This window comes from Rhodanobacter humi (assembly GCF_041107455.1).
Lineage (GTDB): Bacteria > Pseudomonadota > Gammaproteobacteria > Xanthomonadales > Rhodanobacteraceae > Rhodanobacter_A.
In genome coordinates, this window is sequence record NZ_JBGBPY010000001.1 from 1,331,784 (window position 1) to 1,348,820 (window position 17,037).

14 protein-coding genes are annotated in these 17,037 nt (G+C 68.9%); 11 read left to right on the plus strand and 3 right to left on the minus strand.

The window, feature by feature from the left end; genetic code table 11:
- Nucleotides 1–12 precede the first annotated feature (12 nt).
- Nucleotides 13–1,395, plus strand: a complete 1,383-nt coding sequence (locus AB7878_RS05945; RefSeq protein ID WP_369493474.1) for an L-serine ammonia-lyase — start codon at nt 13–15, stop codon at nt 1,393–1,395.
- 362 nt (nt 1,396–1,757) lie between these two features.
- Nucleotides 1,758–3,422 (plus strand): APC family permease, encoded by a 1,665-nt coding sequence (locus tag AB7878_RS05950; protein WP_369493475.1) that lies wholly within the window; start codon nt 1,758–1,760, stop codon nt 3,420–3,422.
- 694 nt (nt 3,423–4,116) lie between these two features.
- Here AB7878_RS05950 and AB7878_RS05955 read toward each other — a convergent pair.
- The 3 genes from AB7878_RS05955 to ubiH all read right to left on the minus strand — a co-directional run bounded on the left by AB7878_RS05955 (nt 4,117) and on the right by ubiH (nt 7,426).
- A complete protein-coding gene (locus tag AB7878_RS05955) occupies nt 4,117–4,911 on the minus strand; it encodes a dienelactone hydrolase family protein (RefSeq protein WP_369493476.1) in 795 nt (264 codons plus the stop codon).
- Between the two features lie 86 nt (nt 4,912–4,997).
- Complete coding sequence (locus AB7878_RS05960; RefSeq protein WP_369493477.1) at nt 4,998–6,206, minus strand: UbiH/UbiF/VisC/COQ6 family ubiquinone biosynthesis hydroxylase; 1,209 nt, start codon at nt 6,204–6,206, stop codon at nt 4,998–5,000.
- Nucleotides 6,203–7,426 carry a 2-octaprenyl-6-methoxyphenyl hydroxylase gene (gene ubiH / locus AB7878_RS05965; RefSeq protein WP_369493478.1) on the minus strand — a complete coding sequence of 408 codons (1,224 nt, stop codon included), beginning with the start codon at nt 7,424–7,426 and terminating at the stop codon, nt 6,203–6,205. Before ubiH ends, AB7878_RS05960 begins: the two co-directional genes overlap by 4 nt.
- 98 nt (nt 7,427–7,524) lie before the next feature.
- Here ubiH and AB7878_RS05970 point away from each other — a divergent pair, with 98 nt between their 5' ends.
- The 9 genes from AB7878_RS05970 (at nt 7,525) to AB7878_RS06010 (ending at nt 16,871) form a co-directional block, all read left to right on the plus strand.
- The gene (locus AB7878_RS05970; protein WP_369493479.1) at nt 7,525–8,124 is read left to right on the plus strand and encodes a hypothetical protein; all 600 of its coding nucleotides are present in this window, start codon (nt 7,525–7,527) and stop codon (nt 8,122–8,124) included.
- A 1-nt stretch (nt 8,125) separates the two neighbouring features.
- Complete coding sequence (locus AB7878_RS05975) at nt 8,126–8,698, plus strand: cob(I)yrinic acid a,c-diamide adenosyltransferase (protein WP_369493480.1); 573 nt, start codon at nt 8,126–8,128, stop codon at nt 8,696–8,698.
- A 12-nt stretch (nt 8,699–8,710) separates the two neighbouring features.
- Nucleotides 8,711–9,631, plus strand: a complete 921-nt coding sequence (locus AB7878_RS05980; RefSeq protein WP_369495726.1) for a histone deacetylase family protein — start codon at nt 8,711–8,713, stop codon at nt 9,629–9,631.
- A 232-nt stretch (nt 9,632–9,863) separates the two neighbouring features.
- Nucleotides 9,864–12,317: an LPS-assembly protein LptD gene (locus tag AB7878_RS05985; protein ID WP_369493481.1), complete on the plus strand. Its 2,454-nt coding sequence runs from the start codon at nt 9,864–9,866 to the stop codon at nt 12,315–12,317.
- Nucleotides 12,318–12,348: 31 nt separating this feature from the next.
- Entirely contained in the window at nt 12,349–13,701 is a 1,353-nt protein-coding gene (locus AB7878_RS05990) for a peptidylprolyl isomerase (protein WP_369493482.1), read from the plus strand.
- Nucleotides 13,702–13,716: 15 nt separating this feature from the next.
- Nucleotides 13,717–14,715 (plus strand): 4-hydroxythreonine-4-phosphate dehydrogenase PdxA, encoded by a 999-nt coding sequence (pdxA, locus tag AB7878_RS05995; RefSeq protein ID WP_369493483.1) that lies wholly within the window; start codon nt 13,717–13,719, stop codon nt 14,713–14,715.
- A gap of 65 nt (nt 14,716–14,780) precedes the next feature.
- Nucleotides 14,781–15,569: a 16S rRNA (adenine(1518)-N(6)/adenine(1519)-N(6))-dimethyltransferase RsmA gene (rsmA, locus tag AB7878_RS06000; protein WP_369493484.1), complete on the plus strand. Its 789-nt coding sequence runs from the start codon at nt 14,781–14,783 to the stop codon at nt 15,567–15,569.
- 52 nt (nt 15,570–15,621) lie between these two features.
- A complete protein-coding gene (apaG, locus tag AB7878_RS06005) occupies nt 15,622–16,005 on the plus strand; it encodes a Co2+/Mg2+ efflux facilitator ApaG/CorD (RefSeq protein WP_369493485.1) in 384 nt (127 codons plus the stop codon).
- A gap of 14 nt (nt 16,006–16,019) precedes the next feature.
- Nucleotides 16,020–16,871 carry a symmetrical bis(5'-nucleosyl)-tetraphosphatase gene (locus AB7878_RS06010; protein WP_369493486.1) on the plus strand — a complete coding sequence of 284 codons (852 nt, stop codon included), beginning with the start codon at nt 16,020–16,022 and terminating at the stop codon, nt 16,869–16,871.
- The last annotated feature ends 166 nt before the right edge of the window (nt 16,872–17,037 follow it).

Genomic DNA, 17,037 nt, shown 5'->3' on the forward strand with positions numbered 1-17,037 from the left:
CGCAGCACACTCATGGCCGTCAGCGTATTCGACCTGTTCAAGATCGGCATCGGGCCGTCCTCCTCCCATACGGTGGGGCCGATGCGCGCGGCGGCGCGCTTCGCCGAGCGCTGGCTGGAGGAGAAAGGCGTGCTGGACCGCGTGACGCGCGTGCGCGCCGAGCTGTACGGCTCGCTGGCGATGACCGGCCGCGGTCACGGTACCGACAAGGCCGTACTGCTGGGCTTCGAGGGCGCGCACCCGGACACGGTCGATCCCGACCAGATCCCCGAGACGCTCAAGCGCATCCGCACCACGCGGCGGCTGCGCCTGCTCGGCAAGCGCGAGATCGCGTTCGACGAAAAGGCCGACCTGGTGTTCAACAAGCGCCAGAAGCTGCCGTTCCACACCAACGGCATGCGCTTCTCCGCCTACGACGCCGACGGCAACGAGCTGGCCACGCGCGACTACTACTCGGTGGGCGGCGGCTTCGTGGTGAACACCGACGAGGCGGCGGAGGACCGCATCGTCGCCGACACCACCGAGCAGCCCTACCCGTTCTCCACCGGCGACCAGATGCTGGCGCTGTGCGAGAAACACGGACTGACCATCGCCCAGCTGATGATGGCGAACGAGGCCGTGTGGCGCCCCGAAGCCGAGACCCGCGCCGGCCTGCTGACGATCTGGAAGGCTATGGCCGACTGCGTCGCGCGCGGCCTGCGCTCGCCCGGCACCCTGCCTGGCGGCCTGCATGTAACGCGCCGCGCGCCGGCGATGGCCGAGGAGTTGCGCAACGCGCCCGAGGCCGCGCTGAAGGATCCGCTGACCATCCTCGACTGGGTGAACCTGTACGCGCTGGCGGTGAACGAGGAGAACGCCGCCGGCGGCCGCGTGGTCACCGCGCCCACCAACGGCGCCGCCGGCATCGTGCCCGCGGTCGGCCACTACTACCTGCGCTTCTGCCCCAAGGCTGACGAGAACGGCATCATCGACTACCTGCTCACCGCGGCCGCGATCGGCATCCTGTACAAGGAGAACGCCTCGATCTCCGGCGCCGAGGTCGGCTGCCAGGGCGAGGTGGGCGTGGCCTGCTCGATGGCCGCCGGCGGCCTCACCGCCGCACTGGGCGGCAGCATCCACCAAGTGGAAAACGCCGCCGAGATCGGCATGGAACACAACCTCGGCCTCACCTGCGACCCGATCGGCGGCCTGGTGCAGATCCCCTGCATCGAACGCAACGCGATGGGTTCGGTGAAGGCGATCAACGCCAGCCGCATGGCGCTGAAGAGCGACGGCAAGCACCGCGTCAGCCTGGACAAGGTCATCAAGACCATGCGCGACACCGGCCGCGACATGAAGGACAAGTACAAGGAGACCTCGCGCGGCGGCCTCGCAGTGAACGTCATCGAGTGTTAGGCGCGAGGTCGACTCTGCCATTTCACCGCTCGCCGGTTCACGGCTCGCCCTCGCCCGGATCAACATGCGCTTCAACGCATGTCGATCCGGCCTCGACCTCGCGCGGCGGCCTCGCCGTGAACGTGATCGAGTGCTGAGCCGCGATTGAACCATCTGCCCCAGACGATGAAGCCGTTCGGGGGAGGAGAGAGACCCCAATGTCCCGAAGTTAAGCGACTTTCTTGCTCGTCATTCCAGCGAGGCGCTTAACTTCGGAGCAGGAAGAGAGGCCCCGCGTGACCTGTGGCGGGTGACACCAGGGGCCCGCGTCTGCAACCATCGACTCCTTTCGGGGATGCGCGGCCCGCGCTCCAGGAGTTTCCATGTCTTCCAGCAGCTCGATCCGCCGCGACGTCGGCCCGTTCGCCCTGATGCTCACCGGTCTGGGTTCGATCATCGGCTCCGGCTGGCTGTTCGGCGCCTGGCGCGCGGCGCAGATCGCCGGCCCCGGCGCGATCTGGGCCTGGGTGATCGGCGCGGTGATCATCCTGTTCATCGCGCTGACCTATGCAGAACTCGGGGCGATGTTCCCCGAATCCGGCGGCATGGTGCGCTACGGCCACTACTCGCATGGTTCGCTGGTGGGCTTCATCGCGGCGTGGGCGAACTGGATCGCGATCGTCTCGGTGATCTCGGTGGAAGCCGAAGCCTCGGCGCAGTACATGTCTTCGTGGAAGTGGGCTTGGGCGAAGGATCTCTACCACCAGGCGCCCGGCGGCCACGGCGAGTTGAGCACGGCAGGCCTCGCCATCGCCGCGGTGCTGGTGATCGCGTACTTCCTGCTGAATTTCTGGAGCGTGAAGCTGTTCGCGCGCTCGAACACCGCGATCACCCTGTTCAAGCTGGTGATCCCCGCGCTCACCGCGGTGCTGCTGATCGCCAGCGGCTTCCACCCCGAGAACTTCAGCGTCGGCATCCATGGCGAGGTGCACGCCATCGACTTCGCCTCTGTGCTCACGGCGGTGGCGATCGCCGGCATCGTGTTCAGCTTCAACGGCTTCCAGAGCCCGGTGAACCTCGCCGGCGAGGCGCGCAACCCGGGCAAGAGCATTCCGTTCGCGATCGTCTGCTCGATCCTGCTGGCCACGGTGATCTACGTGCTGCTGCAGGTGTCCTTCATCGGCGCGGTGCCACGCGAGATGCTTGCCAACGTGGGCTGGCACGGCATCAACTTCAGCTCGCCGTTCGCCGACCTCGCGATCATCCTCGGCCTGCAGTGGCTGGCCACGCTGCTGTTCATCGACGCGGTGATCAGCCCCAGCGGCACCGGCATGACCTACACCGCCACCACCGCGCGCATGCTCTACGGCATGGAGCGCAACGGCACGCTGCCTAAGATCCTCGGCCGCGTGCATCCCAAGTGGGGCGTGCCGCGCCCGGCGATGTGGGTGAACCTGGTGGTGTCCTTCCTGTTCCTGTTCTTCTTCCGCGGCTGGGGCACGCTGGCCGCGGTGATCTCGGTGGCCACGATCATCTCCTACCTCACCGGCCCGGTCAGCGTGATGACGCTGCGCCGCACCGCCCCCGGCCTGCACCGCCCGCTGCGCCTCGCCGGCCTGCCCGTGCTCGCCGGCATCGCCTTCGTGATGTCCACCGAGTTGCTGTACTGGGCCAAGTGGCCACTCACCGGCGAGATCATCCTGCTGATGGTCGTGGCGCTGCCGGTGTACTTCTATTACCAGGCCAAGGCCGGCTGGCACGACTTCGGTCGCCAGATGAAGGGCGCCTGGTGGCTGGTCGCCTACCTGCCCGCGATCGCCTTCGTCTCCTGGGCCGGCAGCACCACCTTCGGCGGCAAGGGCTACCTGCCCTACGGCTGGGATCTGGCGGTAGTCGGCGTAATCGGCTTGGTGTTCTATCTGTGGGGCGTGAAGTCGGGCTGGCGCACGCCGTCGGTGGAAGCCGCCGAGCTTGAGGCTGCCTCGCATCCGGATGCGCCGGTGGTGCCGCCGGATGAGTTCGAGGCGGAGCGCCTCGCGAGGCACTGACCGTCTTCTTGGCGGAAAACCAGCCGCGCTGAACTTGCAAAAGCGGTTTCGAGCGCCTGTCGGCGCCCGAGTCACTTTCTCTCGCATGCCCGAGAGAAAGTAACCAAAGAGAGGGGCACCCCGATGGCGCGCCCTCCAGGCATCCTGCCTTCCGGGTGCACGGGCGGATTCCGGGGTTTTTCGACGGGACTCCTGTCCCGGCGAAAAACTGGCTCGCATCCCTGCGAGCCATCCTGCGGACTTTCCTCCACCCGCCCGCCGCGCCATAGGGGCCCCGGGTAGAGCAGCGCGCTCCCAGCGCGCAGAAGCAACAGCAACAGCGCGCAGCGCAGCGCTGCGGCTTCTGGCGCGCACGATGCGCGCCTGCTCTTCCGGGGCCCCTGGGCGACGGTGAGGCGGGGACGACTAGGCCGCGCAGTGGGCGAACCCATGGATGGGCTCGCCTTTTCGCGCGGGCAGGATGCCCGCTCGAAAAGCCCGGCCCCGCCTCACGGACTTGCCGGGCAGGAGCCCGGCAAGCGCCGCCTCGGGATGGCCTTCTCTTTTGGTTACTTTTCTCTTGGCCACGCAAGAGAAAAGTAACTCGGCCGCCGTCAGGCGGTCGAAACCGCTCTGAATCTTGCAGGCGGAGAGCAGAAGAGCCCCTCTCCCCCAACCCCTCTCCCGCAAGCGGGCGAGGGGATTCATGCCGTGATCAATCGCGCCCCGCAAACGCCTCCCGCAACCACGCATGCATCAACCCGTACGAGCGTGCCGCCACCTTCGCGTCGTACTTGCAGCCCGGCGAGTTTTCGCCCACCTCGGTGAAGCAGTGCACCGCGTGCCCCAGCACCACGAACTGCCAGTCGGCGGGACTCTGGCGCATCTCGTCCATGAACTTGTCGGCGTCCTTCATCGTCCACGTGTCGTCGGCGCCGTTCATCGCCAGCACGCGGGCCTTGATGTGCTTCGCCATCGATGCATCGTCGGTGGAAAGATCGCCGTGGAAGGACACCACCGCTGCCACGTCTGCACCGCTGCGCGCAAGATCGAGCACGGCCGCGCCGCCGAAGCAGAAGCCGATGGCGGCGAGTTTCGCGGTGTCGATCGGCGCGTCCTTCGCCTGCGCCTTGAGCTGCGTCAGCGCCTCGTTGATGCGCGATCGCATCAGCGCGCGGTTCGCGTACAGCGGCTTGACGGCCGCTTGCGCCTGTTCGGCGTTGTCCAGCTGCGGGCGCAGGTTCGCGCCGTACATGTCGGTGAGCAGGATCACGTAGTCCTTGCCCGCGATCATCTCGGCTTTCTTCACCGCCTCCTCGTTCACGCCGAACCAGTTCGGCACCATCACCAGGCCCGGGCGCTTCGCGCTGCTGGCGTCGTCGTAGACCAGCACGCTGTGGAAGCGGGTACCGCCCTGCGTCCATTCCACCGGGCGATGCACCATCTTCGCCTGCGCGGCGAAGGCGAAGCTGGCGAGCAGGAGTGCAGCGAGACAACGGATGTAACGCATGGCGGAACCCTCCCTCGTGAAGAGTGCGGCCAAGGATGGCCGCCCGTTTGACTTTCGCGTTCACGGACGAACGCAAAAGAAAAACATCAGAGCCCGGCGGCGTGCCGCGCGATGCGCCGCTTCAGCGGCGCCAGCCGGTCGAACAGGCGTATGCCCAAGGCGCGCGCGGCGACCAGCGGCGGCGACTGCCAGGCGTAGATGCGCGCCAGCGCGTCGAAGCCGTGCGCATCCAGCGTGTCGGCGCTGCGCCGACGACGCGCGTAGCGGCGCAGCACGTGCGCCGCGGCGAAGTCGCCGCCCGCGTCGCGCGCGGCAGCCAGCACGTCACGCAGCTCGGCCACGTCGCGCAAGCCCAGGTTCACGCCCTGCCCCGCCAGCGGATGTACCGCATGCGCGGCATCGCCCAAGAGCACGAAGCGTTCGGCCTGATAGGTCTCGGCCAGTTGCAGCCTGAGCGGGAAGGCAGCTCGCTTCGTGGTGGACAGGATGCGGCCCAGGCGGAAGTCGCTGGCCACGCCCAGCTCCTGCAGAAAAGCCGCGTCGTCCAGGGTCAGCACGCGCTGCGCCTCGGCCTCGGGCAGCGACCACACGACGGAGCTGCGCCCGTCGGCCAGCGGCAGCAGCGCCAGCGGTCCGGTCGGAAGAAAGCGCTGCCATGCCGTCTGCTGATGCGGCCGCTCGGTGGCCACGTGCGCCACCACCGCGCGCTGCACGTAGTCACGATCACGGGTGGCGATGCCCATCATGTCGCGTAGCGGCGAGGCGGCGCCATCGGCGGCCACCACGAGGCGCGCGGACAGGCTTTCGCCGTTGGCCAGCTCCAGCGTCACGCGATCCTCGCGCGCTTCGCAGGCTCGCACTTCGGCCGGGCACGGGCGGCGCACGCCAGCCGCGTCCAGTGCGTTCCAAAGCGTCCATTGCACCAGGTTGTTCTCGACGATGTGGCCGAGCAGGTCGCGGCCTTCGTCGGCGGCATCGAAATCGATGGCCGCACCGTTCTCGCTGTCCCACACATGCATGTGCGCGTAGGGACCGGAACGCGATTCCCGTATGGACGTCCATACGCCCAAGTCGTCCAGCAAGGCGACGGACGAGGGCGCCAGGCCCACCACACGCAGATCCACCTCGTCGGCGGCATCCCAGGGCTGTGGCGCACGCGCCTCCAACAGGGCGGCGGCGAAACCGGCGCGGGCCAGCGCCAGTGCCGCAGCCGCTCCCGCCATGCCGCCGCCGACCACGGCAACGTCCAGCGCGGGGCCTCGGCGCGGTGCGTGGGTGTAATGCGAGACGCTCATGGCAGGCGCTCCAGCACCGCGCGCGGCGGTTCGCCGCGGAAACCCATGCCGTGCCGGGCCAGGCGATCCTGCAGCGGCGCCAGACGATCATGCGCCAGCAGCGCCAGCGAGCGCAGCGGCGCGAGCGCGGGCCGTTCGAGGCAGGCGAGGCGCACCAGGCCGTGGCTCATCGCCATGGTGCCTTCGCGATCGGGCACGCGGCGCGCGGCATGGCGTTCCAGCAATTCCGGCGCACCGGGATCGTCCGCGGCAGCCACCAGTTCGGCCAGCGTCAGTGCATCGCGCAGGCCGAGGTTGAAGCCTTGCGCGCCGATCGGGTGCACGGTCTGCGCCGCATTGCCCACCAGCACCGCGCGCGGACCGGTAAGCCGCTGCGCGGCCACGCGATGGATCGCGTAGGGATGGCGCTTGCCGGGCCGCGACAGTCGTCCGAGTCGCCAGCCGAAGCGCTGCTGCGCCAGCGCGAGGAAGCCGGCATCGTCCAGCGCGGCGACTTCGTCGGCCGCTTCCGCGGGCACGGTGAGCACCAGGCCGCAGCGCCCTTCGGCCAGCGGCAGCAAGGCCACCGGACCTTCGTCGGAAAAACGCTCGAAAGCGCGATTCGCATGCGCCCGCTCGGGCGTGACGGTAGCCACGAACAAGGTCTGCTCGTAGTCGTATCGAACGGCCTCTATGCCAAGTTGGCTGCGCACGAAGGATTCGGTGCCGTCGGCCCCCACCAACAGCGCGGCATCGATGACACACTCGCCATCCGCCGTGCGGATGCGGGCGCGCCAGCCCTGCGGCTGTGCCTCCAGTGATTCCAGTTTCGCGGGCGCGAGCCGGGTCAGCCGCGTGCAGGTATCCAGCCGACGCAGCAGGGCCGCACCCAGTTCGCGTGCAGGCAGGGTCCAGCCCAGCGCGTCGACGCCGTGCTTCGCCGCATCGATGCGCGCGCTGCCGAACTCGCCGGCGCGACTGACGTGGATGTGGCGGATAGCCGTGGCCTGCGCTGCGGCATGCGGCCACACGCCGATCGCGGCAAGGCCGTTGACGGTGGCGCGGGCCAGCGCGAGGTTGCGCTCGTCGTAGCTGGGCTGGGCGTCTATGCGCGGGGCGGCGGCCTCGACCAGGGTGGCCTTGATGCCGGCGGCGTCCAGCGCAATGGCGAGGCTGGCGCCGACCAGGCCACCGCCGACGATCAGCACGCCATCACCGGCAGGAGATGTGGGGGGATTCATGCGCCGGATGATACGCGCCGGCGAGCCGCCGACGCATCGGGCCGGCCACATTGGGATAAACTGCGCGCCTGAATCCCGCCGAGCTGCACGGAGTACACATGGCAACCTCAACGACCCGACGCCTGGCCATCCTCCTGGGCTTGGCCCTGGTGATGGGCGTCACCCGCTTCCATCCCTCGCTGCTGCACCACGCGCTGTGGGATGCCTCGTGGGGTGTGTTCTTCCTCGCCGGTTTCTGGCTGCGCGGCCAAGGTCGCTGGGCCTTCCCGCTGCTGCTGGCCGAGGCCGTGCTGGTGGACTACCTGGTGATCTCCGGCCAGGGCATCGATTTCTGGAGCCACTACTGCGTGTCGCCGGCCTACTGGTTCCTGGCACCGTCCTACGGCGCGCTGTGGCTGGGCGGCAGCTGGCTGGCCAAACGCCAGTCGGGCCTGAACCTGCGCACGCTCGGCCTCGCCGTTGCCGCGCTGCTGGTCGCCGAGGGCGCCTGCTACCTGATCTCCAACGGCAGCTTCTACTGGATCAGCGCCAGCGTGCCGGCGCCGCGCAGCTTCGGCGCGTGGTTCGGCAATCTCGGCGACTGGTACCTGCCGTTCCTCACCGGCACCGCCCTCTACGTGGGGCTGGGCGCGGTGGTGCATGCACTGGCGACCCAGCTGTCGCGCCTGTCGCAGCGCGGTGCTCACGCCAAGCACTGACGTGGGCAACCGTCTCTCCAGGATCTACACCCGCACCGGTGACGACGGCAGCACCGGTCTCGGCGACGGTTCGCGCGTGGCCAAGGACTCGCCGCGCGTGGCCGCCTACGGCACGGTGGACGAGCTCAACAGCACGATCGGCATGGTGCTGGCCTGCGAGGGTGTGGACGCGGCGGTGCGCGAGGCGCTGACCCAGATCCAGCATGAGCTGTTCGACTTGGGCGGGGAGCTGTGCATTCCTGGCATGGCGATGATCGAGGACGCCGACGTCGCGCGACTGGAAACCGTGCTGGACGCGTTCAACGAACCGTTGCCGCCGCTGAAGGAATTCATCCTGCCCGGCGGCGGCATGGCGGCGGCCTGCTGCCATCTCGCGCGCACCGTGTGCCGTCGTGCCGAGCGCGAAGTCATCACCCTGCGCCACGCGGAACCCGAGGTGCGGCCACAGGCGCAGCACTACCTCAACCGCCTGTCCGACCTGCTGTTCGTGCTCTGCCGCGTGCTCGCCCGCGCCGGCGGCCACGGCGAGGTGCTGTGGCAGCACGAGCGGCGGCGCAAGCCCGCCGCCGGCTGAAGCCGCCGCATGCTGCGGCTGTACACCCACCCGGCCTGTCTGCAGCACGACAACGGCCCCGGTCACCCCGAATCGCCGGCGCGGCTCGCCGCCGTGCTGCGCGTACTCGACCACGACCGCTACGCCGCGCTGGATCGCGTCGAGGCGCCACGCGCCAGCCGCGAGCAGCTGTTGCGCGTGCACGACGTCAACCACGTCGATCGCATCCTCACCGCCATACCGGTGGGTCAGGTGCAGCGGCTGGACGAGGACACCGTGCTCTCGCCCGGCTCCGCCGAGGCTGCGCTGCGTGCCGCCGGCGCCGCGGTGGCGGCGGTCGACACCGTGCTCGACGGCGGCCACGTGCGCCGCGCCTTCTGCGCGGTACGCCCGCCCGGCCACCACGCCACGCGCGAGCAGGCGATGGGCTTCTGTCTGTTCAACAATGTGGCGGTGGCCGCTGCACACGCGCTGGCGGCACACGGCTTGCAGCGCGTGGCGATCGCCGACTTCGATGTGCACCACGGCAACGGCACGCAGGACATCTTCTGGCGTGAGCCCCGCGTGCTGTTCGCCTCCAGCCACCAGATGCCGCTGTACCCGGGCAGCGGCGGCCCGGATGAACGCGGCGCGGGCAACATCCTCAACCGGCCGTTGTCGGCCGGCGACGGCCCCTACCTGTTCCGCGAACTGTGGGAGGGCGACCTGCTGCCGCGGCTGCACGCGTTCAAACCGCAACTGGTACTGGTCTCGGCCGGCTTCGACGCGCACCAGCGCGACCCGCTGGCCGACCTCTGCCTGGGCAGCGAGGACTACGCCTGGATCACCGCCAAGCTGGTCGAGCTGGCGAACCGGCACGCCGACGGCCGTCTGGTCTCCACGCTGGAAGGCGGCTACGACCTCGCCGCGCTGGCGGCCAGCACGGCAGCGCATGTCGAGGCGATGCTGGATTGAAGAGTGCGGCCACGGATGGCCGCCCGTTCGATTCTCGCGATCACGGACGATCGCAAAAGTAAAGATTGAGGCGTGCGGCCGTCGCGCCCGGCCTGCCATTCCGCCTCGCACCGACCCGCCCGGGCTCGTTCATCACTGAATCCTCGCCTGCACCGCGCAGGCCCCATGCCTGCCTGATCCAGGGTGTTTCTGCTAGTTTTACGAGCCTCACGACCGCAGGGCTCCCATTGTGATGCGCAAGCTCCCCCCACGACGCCTGCTGGCGGTCGCCGCCGCGCTTGCCCTGGTCGGCGTCCCGGTCGAAGCCATGGGCAGCAGCCTGGGGCAGCACCGCAAGAGTTCGCTGGACGGCAGAGAGCAGGTCTGCCCGCTGGGTTCCTTCCACTGCGCGCCGCGCCCGTACAACTACGCGATGTGCCGTCCCAACGCGATGCTGGAGTTCTACGACCCCGCGTTGAGCCGCGACAGCAGCCTGCGCGACACCAGCAACACCTACGTGACTGCGCAGCACGTGGACAGCTCCAACCAGACCGTGTACCACCTCGCCGGCGACGTGCGCATGGAACGCGCCGATCAACGGCTGCAGGCGGACACGGCCGACTACAACGACGACACCACCGACTACGACGCGCGCGGCAACGTGCGCTACCAGGATGCCGGCCAGCTGCTGGCCGCCAGCCGCGCCCGCGGCAACAACGACGCCAGCACCGGCATCGCCGACGACGTGCGTTACCAGATGCTGGATTCGCGCGGCAACGGCACGGCCAGCAAGGCGCAGATGTTCGACGCCGACCGCACCCGCTACTCGCAGGCCACCTATTCCACCTGCGACGTGGGCCACCATCTGTGGGAGTTCCGCGGCAAGTCGATCAGCGTCGACAAGGAAACCGGTCGCGGCGTGGCGCGCAACGCCACCTTCCGCGTCGGCAGCGTGCCGCTGATCTACCTGCCCTGGTTCAGTTTCCCGGTGGACAACCGGCGCATGACCGGCTTCCTGTACCCGACCTTCGGCCACAGCAGCCGCTCGGGCTATTTCCTCAGCACGCCGTACTACCTGAACTTGGCGCCGAACTACGACGCCACGCTGGATCCGCGCGTCTACAGCACCCGCGGCTTCATGCTGGACACCGAATTCCGCTACCTGCTGCCGGGCAGCAGCGGCACGCTGGACGTGCAGTACCTGCCGAACGATCACGGCCCCACCGATCCCGGCACCACCGCCAATACCGCGGGCACGAACCGCTACCGCTACACCATCAACGACACCACCCACCTGTGGGGAAGCTGGAACTTCAGCACCTCGATCGACCGCAGCTCGGACAACAACTTCTATTACGACTTCGGCAACCAGTTCGGTGGCGCGCCGGTCTACAGCCTCGCGTCCACCGCCAATGTCGCCGGCGGCGGCAAGTGGGGCGATGCGCTGTGGAACGCCTCGGTGGGCGGCACCGCCTACCAGAACATGAACCCGTTCCTCACCGACGCGTCGCTGCCCTACCGGCAGTTGCCGAACGCCAATTTCAACGTGGATCTGCCGCTGAACCGCTGGCTGGAATTCGGCATGACCAACCAGTTCGTGGCGTTCCGCAAGCCGGGGGCCGTGGAAGGCAGCCGCGAGGACATCGAACCGTTCGCCGCCGCGGATTTCGGCGCACCGGGCTGGTTCGTGCGCCCCCGCGTGGCCTGGCGCTACACCGATTACCAGCTCAGCAACGGCTACCAGAACTACGGCTACTACGGCCTGCTGGGCAGCGGCACAACGACCCCGTTCACGCAGAGGTCGCCGAGCCGCTCGCTGCCGATCGTCAGCCTGGACAGCGGGCTGGTGTTCGATCGCGATACGTCGCTGTTCGGCCACGACTACACGCAGACGCTGGAGCCGCGGCTGTACTACCTGTACGTGCCGTACCGCGACCAGAACAACCTGCCGCTGTTCGACACCAGCCTGATGTCGTTCGACTACTGGCAGCTGTTCTCGACCAACCAGTTCTCCGGCGCCGATCGCCAGATGAACGCGAACAACCTCACCGCGGCGGTCACCACCCGCCTGCTGGACGACGGCGGCGTGGAGCGCTTGTCGGCCAGCTTCGGCCAGATCCGCTACTTCACCCCGCAGCGGGTGCAGATGCCGAACGGCGCGAACACGTCTTCCCCGGCCACCGACTGGTCCGGCTCGTCCTACGTGGCGCAACTGGACCTGCAGCTCAGCGACCGCTGGCGCGCCAGCAGCTCCTACCAGTGGAGCCCGAACACCCGCCGCACCGACATGGCGATGCTGCAGCTGCAGGGGCGGCTGGGCCTGGACGGGGTGGTCAACTTCGCCTACCGCTACCGCCGCGGGCTGATGGAACAATACAGCGTCTCGGCGGTCTACCCGCTGTCCGAGCGCTGGCGCCTGATCGGCGCGTGGACGTATGCGGAACCGGTCAAGGGCGTGGCCAACCCGCTGAAGGGCACGATCGAGGCGCTGGCCGGCATCGAATACGACAGTTGTTGCGTCACCCTGCGGCTGGTCGACCGCAGCTACGTGAACCAGGGTTACTACGGCGTCGCGCCGCCCACGACGCCGGGCCAGACCAACCTGCGCGACAACGCCATCATGTTCGAAGTCGTCTTCAAGGGCCTCGGCTCGACCGGCGGCCAGATCGACCCGCTGCTGCACCGTGATATTCTCGGCTATCAATAAACCGCTGTATCCATCCTCCGGCTGCTCCCTGATGAAGCGATTCCTCGCCCTGCTCCTGCCCGCCCTCGTGCTCGCGCTGCCCGCGCAGGCCCAGCTGTTGCCCAGTGCCGGCACCAACGCCGCACCGGCCGGCCAGACCCAGTCGCTGGACCGCATCGTCGCGGTGGTGAACGAGGACGTGATCCTGCAAAGCGAGCTCGACAACGCCGTGCGCTCGATCCAGCAACAGTACGCCAGCCAGCCCGGCCAGCTGCCGCCGATGAACGTGCTGCAGCAGCAGGTGCTGGACCGTCTGATCCTGATGAAGCTGCAGCTGCAGAAGGCCGACGACCAGGGCGTGCATGTCTCCGACGCCCAGGTCGACCAGGCGGTGGCCGAGGTGGCGCAGCAGAACAAGATGAGCCCCGACCAGTTGCGCGCCGAGGTGCAGCGCAGCGGCGAGGATTTCGGCGCGTTCCGCCAGCAGCTGGCCGACCAGCTCACCGTGCAGCAACTTCACCAGAGCGTGGTGCACGACCAGGTCTCGGTCACCGACAGCGAGATCGACAACCTGCTTGCCAGCCCAAGCTACAAGGCCGGCGAGGTGCACCTGGCGCACATCCAGATCAGCATCCCCTCCGGCGCCGACGCCGCCGCGATCCAGGCCGCCGCCACCAAGGCCGAGGCGGCGATCAACGCGATCAAGGGCGGCATGGACTTCAATGCCGCGGCGATCCGCTACTCCGACGCATCCGACGCGCTGGACGGTGGCGACCTCGGCTGGCGCCGCATGGACGAGATCCCGCCGGCCTTTGCCGACACGGTGGCCAACATGAAGCCCGGCGACGTCAGCCCCGCGCTGCGCGGCCCCACCGGCTTCCACATCATCAAGCTGATCGGCCAGCGCGAGCCGTCCAAGCAGATCGTCACCGAGTACCACGCACGGCAGATCCTGCTCAAGCCGAGCGAACTGATGACGCCCGAGCAGGCGCAGCAGAAGGCGCAGGAGCTGTACGAGCAGCTCACCACCAAGCACTCGGACTTCGCCAAGCTGGCGAAGGACAATTCCAAGGACGACACCACCGCCAACCTCGGCGGCGACATGGGCTGGTTCGCCAAGGACGCCTGGGGCAGCGCGATCGCGCAGCAGCTCGCCCAGCTGAAGGAGAACCAGGTCTCGCAGCCGTTCCAGACCGGCAACGGCTGGGACATCCTGCAGCTCCTGGGCACCCGCCAGAGCGACCTCACCACCCAGATGGAACGCGACCAGGCACGCCAGGCGATCGGCAACCGCAAGGCCGAGCAGGCCTACGACGACTTCCTGCGCGACCTGCGCGCGAATGCCTTCATCAACGTGCTGGTGCCCGCGCTGCGCGACGACACCAATACGCCGGCAGCCTCCTGACCGGGAGCCGCCGGCATGGCGCTGCCACGGCTCGCCGTCACCGCCGGTGAGCCGGCCGGGATCGGTCCGGAACTGATCGCGCGACTGGCCGCCACCGAGCTGGCGGCCGACCTGGTGGCGATCACCGACCGCGCTCTGCTCGCCCGCGCCGCCGCCCGCTGCGGGCTTTCCATCACCCTCGACGACGACGATGGCACGCCGCGCGAGCACCGTGAAGCCGGCAGCCTGCGCGTGCACCACATCCCGCTGGCTGCCACGGAAATCCCCGGCCAACCCGACCCGCGCAACGCACGGCACGTGCTCACCACCCTCGCCGAGGCCGCCGACGGCTGCCTGGCCCGCCGCTACGCCGCCGTGGTCACCGCGCCGCTGCAGAAGGCCTCGATCAACGAGGCCGGCGTCCGCTTCAGCGGCCACACCGAATACTTCGCCGAACGCACCCGCACCGACGTGGTGATGATGCTGGCCAGCCCCGAGCTGCGCGTGGCGCTGGCCACCACGCACCTGCCCTTGAGCGCGGTGCCCGCCGCGATCACCCGCACCGCACTGGAGCGCACGCTGCGCATCGTGCACGCCGAACTGCAGGCAAAGTTCGGCATCGCCGCGCCGCGCATCGCCGTACTGGGCCTCAACCCGCATGCCGGCGAAGGCGGCCACCTGGGCCGCGAGGAACTGGACACGATCATCCCGCTGCTGGACACACTGCGCGCCGAAGGCATGCAGTTGCTCGGCCCACTGCCCGCCGACACCGCCTTCGTGCCCGCGCAGCGTGCGCGCTACGACGCGGTGCTGGCGATGTACCACGACCAGGCGCTGCCGGTGCTGAAGAGCGAAGCCTTCGACCGCACCGTCAACCTCACGCTCGGCCTGCCCTTCATCCGTACCTCGGTCGACCACGGCACCGCGCTGGATCTGGCCGGCACGGGGCGCGCCGATCCCGCCAGCCTGATCGCTGCCGCCAAGCTGGCCTTGACGCTGGCAGCACGCCGGCGAAAAGAGAGTGAACAGGCGTGAGAAGTGAGTAAAACCTGCAAGACTGCCGCTCTCACTCCTCACTTCTCTCCACTCACTGCTGCCCCATGAACGCTCGCCCCAAGAAAAGCTTCGGCCAGCACTTCCTGCACGACCGGCGCTACATCGACGACATCGTGCGCGCGATCGCGCCGCGCGCCGGCGACTTCCTGGTCGAGATCGGCCCCGGCGAGGGCGCGCTCACCCTGCCGCTGCTGGCCGCGGCCGGCTCGCTCACCGCGATCGAGCTGGACACCGACCTGATCCCCGCGCTGAAGGCGCGCGCGGCGGAGGTGGGCGAACTCGCCGTGATCCATGCCGACGTGTTGAAGGTGGATCTGGCCGCGCTGGCGCACCGCCATGGCGTGGAACGCCTGCGCATCGCCGGCAACCTGCCGTACTACATCTCCAGTCCGATCCTGTTCCATTGCGTGGAGCACGCCGCGGCGATCGAGGACATGCACTTCATGCTGCAGAAGGAGGTGGTGGACCGCATGGCCGCGGAACCCGGCAGCAAGGTGTACGGCCGGCTGTCGGTGATGCTGCAGCTGGCCTGCCGCGTGGTGCCGCTGTTCGAGGTGCCGCCGGAAGCGTTCCGGCCGCCGCCCAAGGTGGACTCGGCGGTGGTGCGGCTGGTGCCGCTGGCGCCGCACGAACGCCACGATGCCGATCCCGAGCTGCTGCACGCGGTGGTGAAGGCCGCCTTCGGCCAGCGCCGCAAGACGCTCTCCAACGCGCTGCGGCAGCTGCTGGACGCCGAGGCGATCCGCAGCGCCGACGTCGATCCCCGCGCACGCGCCGAGACGCTGGCGCCCGGGGATTTCGTGCGCCTCGCCAAGCGCCTCGCCGCGCGCTGAATCCCGCCGGCGCACGGGCGACGCGCGACGCCGCAAGCCTTACAATCGGCACATGAGCGAAAACCATCCCTACACGATCGATGTGCAGGTGCGGACGCGTTTCGTCCCCGACCAGTCCCGCCCCGACGACAACCGCTACGTGTTCGCCTACACCATCACGCTGCACAACGCGGGCAGCGTGCCCGCGCAACTGCTGACCCGGCACTGGGTGATCACCGACGCCAACGGCAAGGTGGAGGAAGTGCGCGGCGACGGCGTGGTGGGCGAGCAGCCCTGGATGCGCCCGGGCGACAACTTCGAATACACCTCCGGCGCGGTGCTGGAGACTCCGGTGGGCACCATGGGCGGCAGCTACCTGATGCTGGCCGACGACGGTACCCGCTTCGAGGCGCCGATCCCGCGCTTCACGCTCGCCATCCCGCGCACCTTGCACTGACGGACGGCACACGGATGGCCACCTATGCAATCGGCGACGTGCAGGGCTGCTACCCGGAACTGCAACGCCTGCTGGACAAGCTCCGCTTCGACCCGGCGACCGACCGGCTGTGGTTCTGCGGCGATCTGGTCAACCGCGGCGGCGAGTCGCTGGCCACGCTGCGGCTGATCCACGGCCTGCGCGAGCAGAGCGTCGTCACTCTGGGCAACCACGACCTCAGCCTGCTGGCGATTGCGTTGCGCAAGCCGGAGGCCCAGGCCAAGGTGAACCCCGAATTGCGCGAGGTGCTGTTCGCCGACGACGCACCGGTGCTGTTCGAATGGCTGCGTTCGCAAAGGCTGCTGCACCACGACGAGCAGCTCGGCTGGACCATGATCCACGCCGGACTCGCGCCGCAGTGGACGCTGCGCCAGGCGCAGAAGGCCGCGCAGGAGGTGGAGCGCGAGCTCTCCAGCCCGCGCCATCCGCGCATCCTCCGGAATCTGTTCGGCAACCGTCCCGCCGGCTGGTCCAGCCGCCTGCAGGGGCTGGACCGCCACCGCGCCACGATCAACCTGCTCACCCGCATGCGCTACTGCGACGTCAACGGCCGCATCGACTTCGAGGGCAAGGGCGAGCCCGGCACCCAGCGACCGGGCCTGTATCCCTGGTTCGAGGTCCCCGGCATGCGCCGGCGCGAGACGCGCATCGTCTGCGGCCACTGGTCGGCGCTGGGTCGTTTCGCCGGCTTGGGCGTCTACGCGATCGACACCGGCTGCGTGTGGGGTGGCCAGCTCACCGCGCTGCGGCTGGACAGCGAAGAGCCGCAGTACATCACCGTGGACGCCGAGCCGCACCGCAAGCGGCCGCCCGGCGGCGGCGACTGAAAGCCGCCGCCGGCGATCCATGGATGGATCGCACGCCCCGCGAACGCGGGGCGGAGCCCAGGCAAGGCCTGGGCGAGTCAGGGAAAGTGCAGGAAGCGCTTTCCCTGACACCAACAAGATGAGCTTTTGACTGCCGTTTCAGTCCAAAGCCCGCACCTGCAAAAAC

Excerpts from the sequence above, each read along its gene's own strand:
- AB7878_RS05945 (WP_369493474.1), top strand. The coding sequence starts at position 13 with ATGGCCGTCAGCGTATTCGACCTGTTCAAGATCGGCATCGGGCCGTCC.
- AB7878_RS05950 (WP_369493475.1), top strand. The coding sequence starts at position 1,758 with ATGTCTTCCAGCAGCTCGATCCGCCGCGACGTCGGCCCGTTCGCCCTG.
- AB7878_RS05955 (WP_369493476.1), bottom strand. The coding sequence starts at position 4,911 with ATGCGTTACATCCGTTGTCTCGCTGCACTCCTGCTCGCCAGCTTCGCC.
- AB7878_RS05960 (WP_369493477.1), bottom strand. The coding sequence starts at position 6,206 with ATGAGCGTCTCGCATTACACCCACGCACCGCGCCGAGGCCCCGCGCTG.
- ubiH (WP_369493478.1), bottom strand. The coding sequence starts at position 7,426 with ATGAATCCCCCCACATCTCCTGCCGGTGATGGCGTGCTGATCGTCGGC.
- AB7878_RS05970 (WP_369493479.1), top strand. The coding sequence starts at position 7,525 with ATGGCAACCTCAACGACCCGACGCCTGGCCATCCTCCTGGGCTTGGCC.
- AB7878_RS05985 (WP_369493481.1), top strand. The coding sequence starts at position 9,864 with ATGCGCAAGCTCCCCCCACGACGCCTGCTGGCGGTCGCCGCCGCGCTT.
- AB7878_RS05990 (WP_369493482.1), top strand. The coding sequence starts at position 12,349 with ATGAAGCGATTCCTCGCCCTGCTCCTGCCCGCCCTCGTGCTCGCGCTG.
- pdxA (WP_369493483.1), top strand. The coding sequence starts at position 13,717 with ATGGCGCTGCCACGGCTCGCCGTCACCGCCGGTGAGCCGGCCGGGATC.
- rsmA (WP_369493484.1), top strand. The coding sequence starts at position 14,781 with ATGAACGCTCGCCCCAAGAAAAGCTTCGGCCAGCACTTCCTGCACGAC.
- apaG (WP_369493485.1), top strand. The coding sequence starts at position 15,622 with ATGAGCGAAAACCATCCCTACACGATCGATGTGCAGGTGCGGACGCGT.
- AB7878_RS06010 (WP_369493486.1), top strand. The coding sequence starts at position 16,020 with ATGGCCACCTATGCAATCGGCGACGTGCAGGGCTGCTACCCGGAACTG.